The sequence below is a fragment of the Streptomyces sp. NPDC051320 genome (genome assembly GCF_040682175.1).
Lineage (GTDB): Bacteria > Actinomycetota > Actinomycetes > Streptomycetales > Streptomycetaceae > Streptomyces.
On sequence record NZ_JBFBAL010000043.1, the window covers coordinates 3,283 to 6,240 of the forward strand.

The 2,958-nt window shown below is 66.6% G+C and carries 2 protein-coding genes and 1 pseudogene; 1 reads left to right on the top strand and 2 read right to left on the bottom strand.

The window, feature by feature from the left end; translation table 11 throughout:
* Together AB0M87_RS33185 and AB0M87_RS33190 are read right to left on the bottom strand one after the other, a co-directional pair.
* Nucleotides 1–904 (bottom strand): sugar ABC transporter permease (locus tag AB0M87_RS33185; RefSeq protein ID WP_365859601.1); only part of this gene is annotated, 904 nt, incomplete at its 3' end.
* Nucleotides 905–939: 35 nt separating this feature from the next.
* On the bottom strand, nt 940–2,343 hold the full coding sequence (locus tag AB0M87_RS33190) for an extracellular solute-binding protein (RefSeq protein WP_365859603.1): 1,404 nt from the start codon (nt 2,341–2,343) through the stop codon (nt 940–942).
* A gap of 136 nt (nt 2,344–2,479) precedes the next feature.
* Between AB0M87_RS33190 and AB0M87_RS33195 the strand changes: the two are divergent.
* Nucleotides 2,480–2,958, top strand: a pseudogene (locus tag AB0M87_RS33195) (oxidoreductase); the annotation flags it as partial.

The window sequence follows — 2,958 nt, forward strand, 5'->3', positions numbered from 1 at the left end:
GGACCAGCGCCTGGGCAGCGGCGGCGCCGACGTCGAACCGGGCGGTGAGAAAGTTGTAGACGCGGACGGCCACGACGTCGGTGCCCGACCCACCACCGGTCAGCAGATAGATGTCGTCGAACTTGTTGAACGTCATGATGAAGCGCAGGACGGACAGCAGCGCGATGACCGGCATCAGCTGTGGCAGCAGAATGTGCCGGAAGCGCTGGGTGGGGGTGGCGCCGTCGACCGTCGCCGCCTCCTCCAGGTTGCCCGGTACGGCCTGAAGCCTGGCCAGCATGAAGAGAAAGGCGAAAGGGAAGTAACGCCAGGTCTCGAAGGCGATGACGGTGAGCAGCGCCAACGGTATGTGGAAGTGGACGCCCAGCAGACCGACCTCGTACGACCGGGTCGAGAGGAAGGCGATCGGGTCGTGCCATCCGAAGAGTTTGCGGCCCCAGTCGTTGACGACGCCGTACTGCGGGCTGAGCGCCACCTGCCATACGAAGGAGACCGCGACGACCGGCGCGACGTACGGCAGGAGCATCGCGCTGCGCAGCAGGCCGCGGCCGTGGAACGGCTTGCGCAGTGCGAGAGCGGCGACCAGGCCGAGCAGTACGGAGCCCGCGGTCGCTCCGATGGTGTACGTGAGGGTGGTGCCGAGGCCGCTCCAGAAGCCGGGGGAGCCGAAGACCTGCTCGAAGTTCTCGAGGGTCCAGTTGCCGAAGAGACCGTTCTCCTGGATGTCGACGAGCTTGGAGTGCTGGAAAGCGAGCAGGACGGTCCACAGGATGGGCAGGATCACCACGACGAGGACCACCAGGAAGGTGGGGGTGACGAAGGCCAGGCCCGCGCGGTTCTCCCTCCGGCCGGCGGACTGCGGGTGGCTGCGGCGCTCCTGGGCGCGGCTGTCGGATGTACTCATGAATCGGTTACCTCGGTGACGGAGCGGCCGTGTGGCTACTGGAGGGACTTCTGAAGTGCGGCCACGTCGTCCTGGGCCTCCTCGGCTGCCTTGTCCGGCGAGATCTGACCGCTGGTCATGGCGCCGATGGCCTTGGCGACCGGAAGTTCGCCGTTGGTGGCGCCTACGAGGTTGCCCTGGCCCTGGGCGAGGCCCCAGCGCTTCATGTCGCCCACGCCCTTGACCAGGCCGTCGAGCAGTGAAGGAGGGTAGGCCTTCGCCATTGATGCTCGGTGGTCGACACCCATCTCGCTGGCGCGCCAGGCCTTCAGGAAGGAGTCGGGGCGGTCGGGTGTGCCCGTGCGGACCGGGATCTTGCCTTCGGGGGCCATGCCGAACCAGTCCTGGTAGCCCTTGCCCATCATGTATTCGATGAACTTTTTCGAGGCGCCGGTCTCGGCGGTGCGGGTGACGGTCCAGGAGGTGATCTCACCGAACTGGGCGGGGTCCTTGCTGTCCGGTCCCTTGAGCGAGGTGACGACCCCGGTGTTGCGGGCGAGGAAGGCGCGGTCGTTCTTGCACTGGGGGCAGCTGGGCAGCGAGTCGTTGCGCAGGCCGGCCAGTTCGTCAAGGAGGAACGACGACCAGACCATCATCGCGGACCGGCCGGAGAAGTAGGTGGCACGGGTGGTGTCGACGGACTGCAGGCCTGGGGCGCCGTGCTTGTGGGCGAGGTCGTCGTAGGCCTTGAAGGTGTTGCGGCAGGCTGTGGAGTCCAGGTCGACTCTGCCCTTCCCGTCGACGAGTTGGCAGTTGTTGGCGAGGGCCAGGTCCTCGAAACTCTGCTGGGTGAAGACGTCCGAGGGATCGGTGGCGAGCGACGCGCCGTTTGTGCCTCCCTTGTCCAGCTTCGCGGCGGCCCTGAGGGCGCTCGCGTAGCTGTCGGGTGGGCGCAGCCCGGCCTTGGCGAACAGGTCCTTGCGGTAGACGAGGAGCTGGAGCCAGGCGTCGGACGGGACGCTGAGACGCGTGCCGTGATCGCCGGTGAGAGAAAGAGCGTTGGCATTGAAGGTGTCGGGACGCAGATCCTTGACGATCTGCGCCGCTACCTCTGTGTTGAGCAGGCCGTTTCCGTACATCTGCCATACCTGGCCCATGGGGACTGCGCCGATGACGTCCGGGAGATTCCCTGCGGCGGCCGCTGACATGATCAGCTGCGGCAACTGTTTCTCGTCGACGCCGACCAGGTCCACCTTGACACCCGACTCCTTCTCGAAGCGGGCGATAACCTTCTTGGTCACAGCCATGCGCGGCGCCAGGTTCTCCTGCGACCACACCGTGATCCGGTTGTCCGGCTTCTTGCCCCCGTCCGCGCTGCCACAGCCTGCGAGCAGTCCGGCGGCGAGAGCCGCTGCGAGCCCGAACGCGGCTGTCCGCGACCATCGGGTCTTCCACACCATGCTTCATCCTCACGCTACTTATGCACCTTCCTGGAGCATCTCAGCACCACTTCTGCTCATTGACAAGACATAAGTCTGAGATATCTTCGACGGAAGTCAGCGAGCACCATCCCCTCCCAGCCATCCGGAGCTCCCCGTGGAACGCGTTGTCCAGTTCACCGGCCCCCGTCAGGTCGAAGTCGCCGAACACGGAAGTACACCGCTTCCCGCCGGCCATCTACGGGTCCGCACTCGCTACTCCGGAATCTCCGCAGGCACCGAACTCACCGCGTACCGCGGCACCAACCCGTATCTGACGCGCACCTGGGACGCCGAGGCGCGCATCTTCCGCGACGGGGTCGCCGGAATCGAGTATCCGGTGGCCGGCTGGGGCTACTCCGAAGTCGGCGAGGTCACCGAGGTCTCGCCCGAACTCGTCGGCAGCCCGGGTATGCCGGTCACCGGCGATCAGGTGTGGGGCATCTGGGGCCACCGCAGCGAGGGCATCGTCCCGGCGGAGCGCATGGTCGGCCACACTCTGCCCTCGGGGCTCGAGCCGCTGGCCGGCGCCTTCGCCCGGGTCGGCGCCATCGCGTACAACGCTGTTCTCGGCGCCGACATCCACCTCGGCGAGAA